This window comes from Janthinobacterium sp. NKUCC08_JDC (genome assembly GCF_019345575.1).
Classification (GTDB): Bacteria; Pseudomonadota; Gammaproteobacteria; order Burkholderiales; family Burkholderiaceae_D; genus Janthinobacterium; species Janthinobacterium aestuarii.
On sequence record NZ_JAHKQW010000004.1, the window covers coordinates 99,181 to 112,334 of the forward strand.

The window sequence follows — 13,154 nt, forward strand, 5'->3', positions numbered from 1 at the left end:
AGCGTGTCCATGGTTGGCTAAAAACATTCGCGCGACTGGCGCGTCCCATCGATGACGGTGCTGCACTGGCGCTGTGGTTCCGGCGGCGCCTTCGCCACGCGCACCGGACGCGGCGCCACGGCCAGCACGGGGGCGGCGGCAGGCACGGGAGCAGGCTCGGCGTCGTGCGGTCCGCCCAGCAAGGTCAGCTTGGTGGCGCCCGCCGTCACGCCCGGCTGCGGATCGACCTGGTTGCGCAGCACCAGCGACAGGCTGCCCACGCTGCGCGCCAGGTCCAGGTTTTCCGCCTGTTCCGGCGTCACTTCCAGGGTCACGGCATTGACCACGCGCGGCTTGGTCTCGTCGCGCCCCACTTCCTGCGCCACAGCCAGCACGAGGATGCGTTCGAGCACGATCTTGGAAATGTTGCGGCTTTGCGGAAACGCGCGGTCGCCGGCATCTTGCTGGGTACTGACGATGATGTCGACATAGTTGCCCGGCAAGGCGAAGCCGGCCACGCCGATCACGTCGTTGACGCGCACGGTGATAGCGCGCCGCCCTTCCGTGATCAGGGCCGACAGGCCGCCCAAAGTGCCGACGGGCGCCAGCTTGGCCTCGCTCAGCGGTTCGCCGCGCAGCACGCTGGTTTTCAGCACGCGTCCCGCCAGTTTTGCCGGATCTTGCAGCGCGCCTTGCGGCAAGCTTTCCGCCGGCCACTCGGCCAGGCGCAGCATCTCGGGTGTCAGGCGCTGGCCCAGATTGACATCGGTGGAGGCGACGACGATCTTGCCCTTGCCGGCCGGCGTCTGGCGCAGCAGCCAGTGCGAGGCCAGCAGCACGGCCAGCAGACCCAGCACCACGGCCAGGACCATCATCAGGAGGGCGCGCCGGTTTTTCATGCGATACGCTCGCACAGGCTGGCGGCCGGCATGTCGCAGCTGGCAAACAGGCTGCTCCAGGCCTGCTCCAGGGCGGCCACCGTCAGGCGCGCTTCACAGCCGGCGAAGCCGGCGAAGTCGCCCATGCGCGCCAGCAATTCCTGCGGATAGCTGGCCAGCAAGGGCCGTCCCTGCGCGCCATGCAGCTGCAGCAAATGGTTGATAGCCATTTCGTCGATGGCCATACCGGCCAGCCGGCATTGCTGGCGGAACAGGGCGCGATAGGCGTTCTCGGCCAGCGGCCCCACCTGCACCTTGTAGCCGATGCGGCGCAGCAAGGCGGCGTCAAACAGCTCGCCCGGCGGCACGTTCGTGGCCAGCACAAGGGCATTATCGAACGGCACGCTGATCTGCACGCCGCCGGGCAGGCCCAGCTGATCGCTGCCGCGCGCCAGCGGCTGCATCAGCCGCGTCAGCAATTCTTGCGCGCCCAGGCGCTGGCGGCCCAGGTCGTCGATGATCAGCATGCCGTTATTCGCCCGCACATGGGGCGGCGCCTGGTAGCAGCCGCCGCTGGCGTCATGGCGCAGTTCCAGCATGCCGGCGTCGAGCTCGGCGCCCACGTGGATCACGGGACGCTGGCACAGCACCCAGCGAATATCCGTGCTGCGGCGTTCCAGCGCCTGGCGCGCATGGCTGACGTGCTGCGGCGCGGGCGGCAGGTGCTGGGCCGGATCGTACAACTGGATGATGTCGTGGCCGACGACGATGGCGTAGGGCACGGCGACGAGGCCGTGCAGCAATTGTCCCAGCTGCAATGCCAGGGTGGACTTGCCGCTGCCGGGCGGACCGTACAGCAACAGCGAGCGCCCCGAATGCAGGGCCGCGCCGACCACGTCAAGCATGCCCGGCCCCGCATGGGCGCCACCGAGCACGGCGGCCAGGTCATCGCTGCCGACGCGCTGTTCCTGTGCCAGCCACGACTGGCGCGCCACCATGGCGCGGTACGCTTCCAGGGTGACGGGCGCGGCGCCGATATACGCGCAGCGTTCGAGGAAGGTGCTGGCGCGCTGCTTGCCGGCGCTCGTCAGCTGGTACTGCACATCGATATCGGATTCGCCGCGCCAGGCCACTTCGGCCATCTGCTCCGTCACCATGAAATCGAGCACTTCGCGCAAGACATTGATCGACAGGCGCAAGCGCGTCGTCAGCGCCGACAGGTGCGTCTTGCCGCCCACAAACATCAGCTTGGCGATCAGTTCGACGACCAGCGGCCGCTCGAGTCCCGTTTCACGCAAGCTCTTCGGCTGCGGCGGCAAGGGCGGCATCAGGTTCGTGTCGGCAGGGCGCGGCACGCTGTCGGTGCTCATGGAATAGTCGACCTCGGTCATGCTGCGTCTCCAAGCCGGTTAGGACTGCATTGAACAGAATTCATTCTAGCGAGCGAGAACTGGCGTCCATTGATTCAGAGCAATGAATGCCAATCAGAAATAATTCCGCCCTTGCACCACTAGGCAGCCCAGGGCGACGGCCAGTCCGTACGGCATGTTGCCCACGCTGGCGCCGCTGCCCAGCGCGCTTGGCGCCAGCGGAATGCCGGCCATGCGCGCGATCATCGGCCACATCAGCTGGCGCAGATTGCCGAGGCAAACGCGCCACTTGCCCTGCCAGGTGATCATCAGCACGGCCATCACGCCGCCCAGGACAAATGTGGCAAAACAGATCTGCAGCACGGGCCAGGGACCGACAAAGGCGCCCACCATGGCGATCAGCTTGACGTCGCCGGCGGCCATGCCGCGCAGCACGTACAAGGGTAAAAAGAGGAAAAAACCCGTTGCCATGCCGCCCAGCACCAGTTGCGGCACGCGGTGTGGCCACAGCCACAAATGCAGCGCCAGCGCGGCGAGCATGCCCGCCAGCACCAGCCAATTCGGAATCTTGCGTTGGATCAAATCACTGACGGCGGCCCCCGTCACAAAGCACAGCAGCAGCAGGTCGCACAAGGCAGTTGCAGGCATGGCACACCTCCCGAAAAAAACCCGCCACTGGCCGGCCAGCGGCGGGCACCCGCTTAGGGCGTCAACACCAGGTTCGACGAAATATCGGTGAGGACGGCCAGCAAGTTGGTCTTGATCAGCAAGAAACCGGCCGTGATGGCGGTAGCCATCAACGCCGCGATCAGGCCGTATTCGATTGCCGTAATGCCATCCTCGTCATTGACAAACTGCTGTACTGCCGACAGGAAGGTATGCATGACAAGCTCCCAAAAGTGAATCACAAGTCCCTGGCGCAATCGGGTGGGAAACATTGCCCTTTCCTGCTAATATGTTTCCTGCCGTAAATTTCTGCGCCATTACATTGACTATAAAGCGTCCACGTTTTGGCAAATTGACGCGCCACAAGTTTCCACATGGAAATTATCAAACTCTGGTGAAATGGCGGCTGGCGCAAACAAATGTTGCGATCCGGATTGAAAGCCTGCGTCAGGGCAAGTTTTTTGCAATGCAGTGCATGAATCTCATGTATTTACATGAAATATTGCATACGTTAATTGCCTATTAGGCAAAAAGACATTATCCTGCTTAGCTCTTCTTTGGAAAGGCCTCTCGCCCGGCGGTACAGAGCGTCATGCCACCAAATAAATCTTGGCTTCTTGTAGACGGACGCGAACATGCTCTTGCTTGATGCAATGCTGGTATGACGACACTTGTGTGACCACTTTCCAGAGATCGACAATGGATTCCCTACTGAAACACATGGTGGACATGACCGGGCACCGCGACCACACGATGCTCGACATCTCCGTGATCTCGGCGGTCCAGGAACTCGCTGCCGCGTCGCAGACCCGTGTGTTGGCGCTGACCACCGTGCGTGGCCAGGTGTTCGTGCGGTCGCGGGCCATCATCGTGGCGGGCAGCGTAGCCCGCATGGAAGAGCATAACGACCCGACCCTGCCAGGCGAACCGCTGTCCGACTACCCGGCTCTGGCCGCCTGCATCAAGCGCCATGAAGCGAGCGCCGACACTCTGTGCGCGGACGGCCGCCACCTGCTGTGGCTGCCCATCTGGATCGGCGACCAGGTCACCACCTGCCTGGAAATCACCAATCCCACGCCGTATACGGGCGCCACCATCCAGGTGATCGGCGGCATCGTCAGCGTGTACCGCAATTTCCAGAACCTGCTCGACTACAGCGAACGCGATTCGCTCACCGGCTTGTTGAACCGCAAGACCTTCGACGACCAGCTGGCGAAAATCCTGCACAGCCGCGGCGAACCGGAAGCGGAAAAGCCGCGTCCCGTCGATGAAGAGCGGCGCCACCATACGGACACGGAACGGCAATGGCTGGCCGTGATCGACGTCGATCATTTCAAGCTGGTCAACGATAAATTTGGCCACCTGTATGGCGATGAAGTGCTGATCCTGATCGCCAACCAGCTGCAATCGTCGTTCCGCTCGCAAGACCGCATCTTCCGCTTCGGCGGCGAGGAATTCGTCGTGCTGCTGCGCTCGATCACCCTGGAAAATGCACAGAAAATCATCGACCGCTTCCGCACCAATGTCGAAGCGCACGACTTCCCGCAAGTGGGCAGAGTGACCGTCAGCGTGGGCTTCGTCAGCATCAACGCCTACGAAGCGCCCGTCATCATCCTCGGCCGCGCCGACCAGGCCTTGTATTACGCCAAGAGCCATGGCCGCAATCTGGCGTGCCACTACGACGAACTGGTGGCAAAAGGCTTGCTGACAACCATTACCTCGAACGATACGGCAGAGTTTTTCTAAGCGTCTGCAAGGGAAAGAAAACGCATGGGATCGACTTGCCACTTGGCGGCCGACTCATGGCCGACGATCTTGTCGGCGCCGCCGAAGCCGAAGCCGCGCGACAGGTCGACCGTTTCCGGCTTGATGTAGGTCTTGCTCTTCGTACTGAAAAACACATTGACCTTCGGCGCCAGCAGATTGCTTTCGTGCGCCTCGATGACGACGGCCAGGCGGCCCGATTCCAGCATCACCATGGTGCCCACCGGATAGATACCCACGCAGCGCATGAAATCCTGCGCGAACACGGGATTGAAGTGGAATTTGCTCCACTCATAGATCTTGCGCAAGGCTTCGGCGGCGGGAATACCCTTGTGATAGCTGCGGTCCGACGTCAGCGCGTCATATACGTCGACGATGGCGGCCATCTGCGCCAGTTCGCTGATGGCGTCGCCGGCCAGCTGGTCCGGGTAGCCGCTGCCGTCGCGCCGTTCGTGATGGTGCAAGGTAATGTCGAGGGGAATGGCGCCCACCTCGGGCGACTGGCGCAGGATGTCGTAGCCGTCGCGCGGATGGCGCTTGATCTGGATAAACTCTTCCGAGCTCAGGGGGCCGGGTTTGTTCAGCACGCTATCGGGCACCAGCGCCTTGCCCGTGTCGTGCAGCAAGCCGCCGAGACCGGCCTGGTGCGTGGTGGCCGCATCGATGCCGCGCGAGCGGCAAAACGCCACCAGCAGCGCACACACGCTGACGGAATGCAGGAAGGTGTAGTCATCCTTGCTCTTGATGCGCAACAAGCCGACGAGGGCGCCGGGATTGCGCAGGATCGATTCGGTAATATCCTGCACCGTGTGCTGCACGCGGTCGAGCTCGACCGCCTTGCCCAGGCGCACATCAGCCATCACCGTGCGCACCAGGCTTGCCGCCTGCCGCCGCACCTGCGTGGCGCGCGCCAGTTCCATGCCCAGCGACACGCGCGTGACCACTTGCGGCGGCGTGGCGATCTGCACCAGTTCGCGTTCCGTGTCAGCCTGCGCCTGCGCCACCGTGGGCGCGTCCTGCACGTCGAGGCCCTTGCCGCTGTCGATCACCACGTCGTGGATGCCGGCCTGCACGATCTTGCGGATTTCATCGTCGCTGCGCAACAGGAAACGGTTGCGCACGAATGGATGCGTCATCCAGTCGCAGCTGAGGTCATGAATGTACATGCCCACTTTTAATTGAGACGAATCAACTTTCTTGAGCATGCTGTCATCCCACAAATACGCGGCTGGAACACCGAAGGCGTTAGAATGAGTATAACAAAATTGTTATTCTGCTGGCCGCGTTCGGCGCTGCGGCGCAATATGCTGCTTTTCCGCTCAACGCACCGCTTTTGGGACCCATGGAACTGCGCCAATTACGCTACTTTGTTGCCATCGTCGACCACGGCTCGCTGTCGCGCGCGGCCCTGATCCTGCACGTGGCGCAGCCGGCCCTGACGCAGCAGCTGCGCCAACTGGAAGAGGAACTGGGCGTGCAGCTGCTGCACCGCTCGGCGCAGGGCGTGCTCAGCACGGACGCGGGCAAGGTGTTTTACGAACATGCGCAAGCGATTTTGAAACAGGTGGCCGACGCCCGCTCGGCCGTCACGCAAAGCGCCACGCGGCCGTCCGGCAACGTCACCCTGGGTTTGCCGCACAGCATATCGGGCGCGCTGGCCCTGCCTCTGCTGCTGGCCGCGCGCGAACGCTACCCTGAAATCACCCTGCAACTGACGGAAGAAATCACGGGCAACCTCAATGAACAGCTCAAATCGGGACGCATCAACCTGGCCGTGCTGTTCGACGATGGCCAGCTGACCCCGTTTGCCTGCAGTCCCCTGGTGGAAGAAGAGATGCGTTTCATCTGCCGCAGCGATTCACCGTTCGCGCCCGCGGGCTCGGCGCTGTCGTTCCCGCAGGCGTTGAGCGCCACCCTGATCCTGCCGGGCCTGCAGCATGGCGTGCGCCCGCGCATCGACAGCCGCGCCCGCGAACTGGGCCTGGAGACGGCGAACGTGATCGAGATCAACTCGATCGCCATCCTGAAATCGGCCATCCTGGCCGGCATGGGCGCCACCATCCTGCCCGCCGCGCCCCTGCTGGCCGAACTCGACAGCGGCGCCATGCGCAGCTACGCCATCCACAGCCCCGTCCTGTCGCGCACGGTGGCCCTGTGCGCCTCGAAAAACATTCCCCTGACGAACGCAGGCAATGCCGTGAAAAACCTCGTGCTGCAAGTGGCCGCCGAGCTGTGCGGCAGCGGGCGCTGGGCGGGGGCGCACGTGCTGTAGCGAGCATTATTTTTCCAGCAATAATTTCTCAAAAGAAATAAAATGATGGTCTTATTCATTTCACCATCGTCATCATGTTCTTGCTTACCACTTCCTTGCGCCGTCTGGCGGCAAGCGCCGCCCTGCTGCTGCTAATGCAGGGCGCCCAAGCCGCCCGCCCGCAATCCGAATTTCCCTTGCGCGAAGTGCTACTCAGCGATGTTGCGCAGCCCATTGAAAGAAAAGAAATCGAGGTGGTGGTATTTATTGCGCCGGACAGTTGCACGCCCAAGACCCATGAAAGTACCTGGGGTACCATCGTCTCGTCGGACAACACCTCCCTGTTCAAAAGCTGGGCTTGCCGTGCCTATGTCGACGCTGCCAAGGATCCGAAAGAAGAACTCGCCTTCGTCCCCATGCCGCCCGCGTTCAAGCAACCATCCATCCTCGACACCGTGCAGGGACTGCCTGCCAGCACGACGGGGCGGCGCTACGTGGCTCTGGTGGACTGGAAATATGCAGATACCACGCTAGGAAAATGCAATAGCTATGGCTGCCGTTCTTCCTTCATCATGCTCGTTGAAGCGGTGGTATATGACCGAGTGGCGAGTAAAACCATCTGGCATTCCATAGAAACGACGCGTGCCACCATGAAGGACCTTCACTACGATGCAAAAGAGGCCAGATCCATGGGACCACTTAACGTCTCTATTGCGCTGAATGGGATCATGGGACACAAAGCCCAGCACGAAGCAGAGGAACAAGGCCTGCGCCGCACGACCGCCCTGGAGCCGTCAAGTGCGCCTGGGCAAGCGGGCACGGTACTCAACAGAAAAGCCAATCTGATCCTCTTTAACCGCATGCCGCAAGAAACGGTAGATAGCGAGAAATTCGAAGATGGCAGCACCTTCTACACTATCGAGGCCAGCCATCTGCAGGGCAGCGCGAAAAAAAACCTCTACTATCATGATTCCGGCACACATGTGGCGCTGGAACTGGCACCGGGCACATACGAGCTCGCCTTCTACAAAAAGCGCACGACCGTCAATATCAAGGAAAATGGTCCTCCCATATATCTGAGCTTTGATACAGGTTTCATGAGTAGTCTCAGCGTCAATGAGCTTAGTCCCCAAAAAGCCCTGGAACTGACGCAAGACTCGCTCAATGGCTTGCTGCCCGAATTGACGCCAGTGGCCTATCCCTTGCGCGCGCGCAAGCTGCAATGGACCCTGCCCTAAGCGTGCACGGCAAACATGGCCTGTCTTGCGGCACAAGATAGGCCATCAATTTTTCTTATACCCCCATCGGCAAACCATATTTGCCCCTCTCCCCCACTCGTTCTACACTGACCACATTAACTATTTTAAATTTAAAATAGTTATGTGCCGCCCACACGCGGCCATCCCGTCTGCACAGCGCGCGCCTTACCGGGCGCGTCCCTTGTACAGCCGTCATCTGAAACACCCTTTTGGAGACAGCCATGTCCGTGACCACGGAAAACGGCTCCGCAGCGTTCGCTAGAAACGCCGGTGCCGCGCCATCTACACCCCCCGACACTTCCCGTTTGACCACCGTCAGCCTCGACGACAAATACACAGCCACTTCCGGCGCCATCTTCCTGTCCGGCATCCAGGCCCTCGTACGTCTGCCGATGATGCAGCGCCTGCGCGACCAGGCTGCTGGCCTGAACACGGCCGGTTTCATCTCCGGCTACCGCGGTTCGCCCTTGGGCGGCCTCGACGAGAACCTGTGGAAAGCCAAGAAACAGCTGGAAGCGCACCACGTGCAGTTCGTGCCCGGCGTCAACGAAGACCTGGCCGCCACGGCCGTCTGGGGTTCGCAGCAGGTCGACCTGATCGGCCCGGCCAAGTACGACGGCGTGTTCGCCATGTGGTATGGCAAGGGTCCTGGCGTGGACCGCTGCGGCGATGTCTTCAAGCACATGAACCATGCGGGCACGGCGAAACTGGGCGGCGTGCTGCTGGTGGCCGGCGATGACCATGGCGCCTATTCGTCGACCCTGCCGCACCAGTCCGACCATTTGTTCTCCGCCTCGATGATCCCCGTCCTGTATCCATGCAATGTGCAGGAATACCTGGACCTCGGCATCCACGGCTGGGCCATGTCGCGCTTTTCCGGCTGCACGGTCGCTTTCAAGGCCCTGGCCGACACGGTCGAATCGTCGGCCTCCATCGATGCCGACCCGTTCCGCGTCGAAGTGAAAATTCCGCAGGATTTCCAGATGCCTGAAGGCGGCCTGAACGCGCGCCTGTCGAGCATCCCGCTGGGCCAGCAGGCGCGCAACCAGGAAGCGCTGATGCAGGATTACAAGATCTATGCGGCCCTGGCCTACGCGCGAGAAAACAAGCTCAACCACACCACCATCGACAGCCCGAACGCCAAGCTGGGCATCATCGCGTCCGGCAAATCCTACCTGGACGTGCTCGAGGCGCTGGAAGAGCTGGGCATCGACGAGCAAATGGCGGCCGACGTCGGCATGCGGCTGTTCAAGGTCGCCATGCCGTGGCCGCTGGAACCGGACAGCGTGCGCGAATTCGCGCAAGGCCTCGATGAAATCCTCGTTGTCGAAGAAAAACGGCAAATCGTCGAATACCAATTAAAAGAGCAGCTGTACAACTGGCGCGACGACGTGCGCCCACGCGTGATCGGCAAGTTCGACGAAAAAGGCGAATGGGTGGCGCCGCGCGGCGAATGGCTGCTGACCTCGAAGGCGGATTTTTCCGTCTCGCAAGTGGCGCGTGTCATCGCCAGCCGCATCGCGCGCCTGATTTCCGACCCCGTCACGTGCGACCTGATCAAGGCGCGCCTGAGCTTCCTCGACGCCAAGGATGCGGTATTAAAGAAAGCCGTGAACACGCCGTTCCGCCCCGCGTTTTACTGCTCCGGCTGCCCGCACAACACATCGACCAAGGTACCCGACGGCAGCCTGGCGCTGGCCGGCATCGGCTGCCACGTGATGGCCACGTCGATCTATCCGGAAATGAACAAGCTGACCACGCACATGGGCGGCGAAGGCGCGCCGTGGATCGGGCAAGCCGCGTTTTCCGAACTGCCGCACGTGTTCCAGAACCTGGGCGACGGCACATATTTCCATTCCGGCTATCTGGCCATCCGCGCCGCGCAGGCGGCCAAGGTCAACATTACCTACAAAATCCTCTACAACGACGCCGTTGCCATGACGGGCGGCCAGCCCGTGGACGGCCTCATCACCGTGCCCATGATGGCGCAGCAAGTGGCGGCCGAAGGCATCGCCCGCATTGCGCTGGTGACGGAAGATCTGAGCCGCTACAGCGACCGCAGCAACCTGCCCGTCCACCTGACCTTGCACGACCGCAAGGACATGGATGCCGTGCAGCGCGAATTGCGCGAAGTGCAAGGTGTATCCGTGCTGATCTACGACCAGACGTGCGCGGCAGAGAAACGCCGGCGCCGCAAGAAAGGCGAGTATCCGGACATTGCCAAGCGCATGGTCATCAACGACGCCGTCTGCGAAGGCTGCGGCGACTGCGGCGTGCAGTCGAACTGCGTGTCGATCTTGCCGAAAGAGACGGAATTTGGCCGCAAGCGCACCATCGACCAATCCTCGTGCAACAAGGATTACTCGTGCGCCAAGGGCTTTTGCCCCAGCTTCGTCACCGTCGAGGGCGGTAGCCTGAAGAAGACCAAGACGGGCGCGAGCAAAGCGGGCGAGACGGACAACTTCGGCCCCCTGCCGGAACCCGTCCTGCCCGCTTGCGACGCGCCGTACAACATCCTGATCAACGGCATCGGCGGCACGGGCGTCATCACCGTCGGCGCCCTGATGGGCATGGCGGCGCACCTGGAAGGCAAGGGCGCGTCCGTGCTGGACATGACGGGCATGTCGCAAAAGAACGGTTCCGTCACCTCGCACGTGAAAATCGCCAAATCCCCCGCGCACATCCGCGCCCAGCGCATTGCCACGGGCGAAGCGGACCTGATCCTGGGCTGCGACATGCTGACGGCCGGGGCGCAGGATGCCGTGTCGAAAATGCGTCCGGGCCGCAGCCTGGCAGTCGTCAATCTGCACGAGCAGCCGCCGGGCACGTTTGCGCAGAATGCGGACTGGCAATATCCGACGGCCGAAGTGCGCCAGCTGATCGAGGAATCCGTCGGTGGCGCCGATGCGGCCGACTTCATCGACGCCACCAAACTGGCCACCGCGCTGATGGGCGACTCGATTGCCGCCAACTTGTTCATGCTCGGCTACGCCTGGCAAAAGGGCCGCATCCCGTTGACGGAAGCGGCCTTGCTGCGCGCCATTGAACTCAATGGCGTGGGCATCGAATCGAACAAGAAGAGTTTCCTGTGGGGCCGCCGCGCCGCCGTCGACGTGCGCCGTGTCACGCAAATCGCCACGCCGTCGCAAGCGATCATCGTGCAAATGCCGCAAAGCCTCGACAGCGTCATCAAGAAGCGCGTGGAGTTCCTCACGGCCTACCAAAACGCCGCGTATGCGGATGGTTATGCGACCTTGGTGAAACAGGTGCGCGACCGCGAAAACACCCTGGGGCTGGGACAGAAACTGTCGACCGCCGTGGCGAAAAGCTATTTCAAATTGCTGGCCTACAAGGATGAATACGAAGTGGCGCGCCTGTACACGGATGGCCGTTTCGTCGAGCAATTGCAGCAGCAATTCGAAGGGAATTTCTCCGTCAAATTCAACCTGGCGCCGCCACTGTTTGCGAAAAAGGATGCGAAAGGGCATCTGGTGAAAGCGGAGTTCGGTTCCTGGATGTGGCGCGCCTTCAAGCTGCTGGCCAAAGCCAAGGGCTTGCGCGGCGGCACCTTCGACCTCTTCGGCTACACGGCCGAGCGCAAGATGGAGCGCGCGCTGATCGTCGAATACCGCGAACTGCTGGCCGGCCTGCTGGTCAACCTGACGGCGGAGAACCTGTCTACCTGCGTGGAACTGGCCTCCCTGCCCGAGAAAATCCGCGGCTTCGGCCACGTCAAGGAAGCGGCCGTCGATACTTACCGCAAGGATAAGGCGAGACTATTGGCCGTGCTGGCGGATGGAAGCAAGCACGCGGCATAAAAGACAACGCAGAGCCTCGGCTCTGCGTTTTTTTTATTCGGGGCAGCGCCCCACCGTCGCTCCCGGCAACAGCACCGGCTGCCAGATTTCCTGCAGCCGTTCCGGCGGCGTGCCGGCCAGCAGCGATTCCAGCATTTCGACCATCTTCGCGCCGGCGCGGCGCAGGTCGGGCTGGTCGATGGTGGTGACGTTGATGCCGATCAAGGTGTCTTCCACATTGCCCCAGACGATGACGGAGATTTCCTTGCCGATCTCGATGCCCGCATCCATCAGCGCGCGCACCACGCCCACGCCGGACAAGTGGTTGTCGACGATGACGGCCGTGGGACGCGGCGAGCAGGCCAGCAATTGCTGCATGGCCTGGTAGCCGCTGCGGCGATCAAAAGTATTGTCGAGCAGATAGGCGGGATCGACCGGCAAGCCCGCTTGCGCCATGCAGCGGATAAAGCTTTCCTTGCGCTCATACGCAAAATGCAGATCCAGCGGCGCGCTCAGCAGGGCGATGCGCTGGTGGCCATGCGCCGCCAGGAAAGACACGGCCAGGTCGATGCCCGTGTCGTTGTCGTAGTCAAAATAGGCGTACGGCGCGTCGATGCGCGTGCGGCCATTCGCGACAAAGGGAAAGCCCACTTTCGTCAGGTAGGCGATGCGTTCGTCGACCACCTTGGTGCGGCCCACCACCAGGCCATCGACCTGGCGCCCGCGCACCATGTTTTCATACGAGGGCTGTTCGTTCTGCGGCGACACGGGCGCGATGATTAAACTCATCTTCGACGCTTCGACGGCGTCGGACATGCCATTGACCACGGAAAGAAAGACGCTGTCGCCCAGGTCGCTGGGCAGCAAGGGATAGATCATGCCGAGCACATTCGTGCGGCCGACGGCCAGGCTGCGCGCAAGCGGATTGGGCCGGTAGCCGACTTTCTTGGCGGCGGCCAGGACGATTTCACGGGTGCGGGAATTGACTTCCGGATAGCCGTTCAACGCCCTGCTGACTGTCGTTTTCGACATGCCGAGGGCAATTGCGAGGCTCTTGAGATTCATGTTAACTACCTGTCTGTATGGCAAAAGAAACCAACTCTGACCGTCCATTATAGCCCAGAGCGCCAAACAGGCCGCGCATTAGCGGGCGCAGACATGGTATAAAAACAACAATACATTGACTATCT

10 protein-coding genes are annotated in these 13,154 nt (G+C 61.9%); 4 read left to right on the forward strand and 6 right to left on the reverse strand.

Annotated features, from left to right (window positions below; translation table 11 throughout):
* Window positions 1-17: 17 nt before the first annotated feature.
* The 4 genes from cpaB to KO538_RS12785 form a co-directional block, all read right to left on the reverse strand.
* A complete protein-coding gene (cpaB, locus tag KO538_RS12770; RefSeq protein ID WP_219328506.1) occupies window positions 18-878 on the reverse strand; it encodes a Flp pilus assembly protein CpaB in 861 nt (286 codons plus the stop codon).
* The gene (locus tag KO538_RS12775) at window positions 875-2,248 is read right to left on the reverse strand and encodes an ATP-binding protein (protein ID WP_219328507.1); all 1,374 of its coding nucleotides are present in this window, start codon (window positions 2,246-2,248) and stop codon (window positions 875-877) included. Before KO538_RS12775 ends, cpaB begins: the two co-directional genes overlap by 4 nt.
* A 93-nt stretch (window positions 2,249-2,341) precedes the next feature.
* Window positions 2,342-2,875, reverse strand: coding sequence for a prepilin peptidase (locus KO538_RS12780; protein WP_070304497.1), 534 nt, complete (start codon window positions 2,873-2,875; stop codon window positions 2,342-2,344).
* A 53-nt stretch (window positions 2,876-2,928) separates the two neighbouring features.
* On the reverse strand, window positions 2,929-3,111 hold the full coding sequence (locus tag KO538_RS12785; protein ID WP_219328508.1) for a Flp family type IVb pilin: 183 nt from the start codon (window positions 3,109-3,111) through the stop codon (window positions 2,929-2,931).
* A gap of 481 nt (window positions 3,112-3,592) precedes the next feature.
* Here KO538_RS12785 and KO538_RS12790 point away from each other — a divergent pair, with 481 nt between their 5' ends.
* On the forward strand, window positions 3,593-4,639 hold the full coding sequence (locus KO538_RS12790) for a GGDEF domain-containing protein (RefSeq protein ID WP_034752974.1): 1,047 nt from the start codon (window positions 3,593-3,595) through the stop codon (window positions 4,637-4,639).
* On the opposite strand, the gene KO538_RS12795 is transcribed toward KO538_RS12790, so the two are convergent.
* A complete protein-coding gene (locus tag KO538_RS12795; protein WP_034752972.1) occupies window positions 4,636-5,862 on the reverse strand; it encodes an HD-GYP domain-containing protein in 1,227 nt (408 codons plus the stop codon). The two genes, KO538_RS12790 and KO538_RS12795, sit on opposite strands and share 4 nt — an antisense overlap.
* Window positions 5,863-5,999: 137 nt before the next feature.
* Between KO538_RS12795 and KO538_RS12800 the strand changes: the two genes are divergently transcribed.
* From KO538_RS12800 to KO538_RS12810, 3 genes are all read left to right on the forward strand, one after another.
* Entirely contained in the window at window positions 6,000-6,929 is a 930-nt protein-coding gene (locus tag KO538_RS12800; protein ID WP_219328509.1) for a LysR substrate-binding domain-containing protein, read from the forward strand.
* A gap of 74 nt (window positions 6,930-7,003) precedes the next feature.
* Entirely contained in the window at window positions 7,004-8,146 is a 1,143-nt protein-coding gene (locus tag KO538_RS12805) for a hypothetical protein (protein ID WP_219328510.1), read from the forward strand.
* Between the two features lie 242 nt (window positions 8,147-8,388).
* The gene (locus tag KO538_RS12810; RefSeq protein ID WP_219328511.1) at window positions 8,389-11,985 is read left to right on the forward strand and encodes an indolepyruvate ferredoxin oxidoreductase family protein; all 3,597 of its coding nucleotides are present in this window, start codon (window positions 8,389-8,391) and stop codon (window positions 11,983-11,985) included.
* 33 nt (window positions 11,986-12,018) lie between these two features.
* Here the strand turns inward: KO538_RS12810 and KO538_RS12815 are convergent, their stop codons facing one another.
* Window positions 12,019-13,029, reverse strand: a complete 1,011-nt coding sequence (locus KO538_RS12815; protein WP_034752966.1) for a substrate-binding domain-containing protein — start codon at window positions 13,027-13,029, stop codon at window positions 12,019-12,021.
* Between the last annotated feature and the right edge of the window lie 125 nt (window positions 13,030-13,154).